General features: G+C 39.1%; 1 pseudogene. It reads right to left on the bottom strand.

Annotated elements, in window-relative coordinates:
- Positions 1-358 (bottom strand): annotated as a pseudogene (locus AS888_RS08275) (IS5/IS1182 family transposase); the annotation flags it as partial.

The following is a 358-nucleotide window of genomic DNA, read 5'->3' as shown; positions in this document are numbered from 1 at the left end:
CGTTCCCAATACAAAACCGTTGCCGTCTGCGGCCGCATGGAATGAATAGGCAAACTGTTTTGTTCGTTCATCTTTCACATAGTAGCCACTCTCAGGATCCTTAGTACTTTCTTTAATTGCTTTGGTTTCTTCCTTATCAAATTTATCTGGTGGGAAAGGCTTCTTTCCATGGTTTTCACGATCTTGATTGATTTCTTCTTGAAGACGTCCTTGATACGCTCGTGTTTCTTTACGAACGATTTTCTTTTCAAATTTCCGTTTATTCGCACTGGCTTTCACATGTGTGGAATCCACGAAAACGTGTTCTACACTTATTACCTTTTTATTAGCAGCTGTCATTAAAATGCGACAGAAAATA

Source organism: Peribacillus simplex, assembly GCF_001542915.1.
GTDB classification, from domain to species: Bacteria; Bacillota; Bacilli; order Bacillales; family DSM-1321; genus Peribacillus; species Peribacillus simplex_B.
The sequence above is the reverse complement of the archived record's forward strand: the minus strand, read 5'-3'. Positions and strand labels throughout refer to the sequence as shown.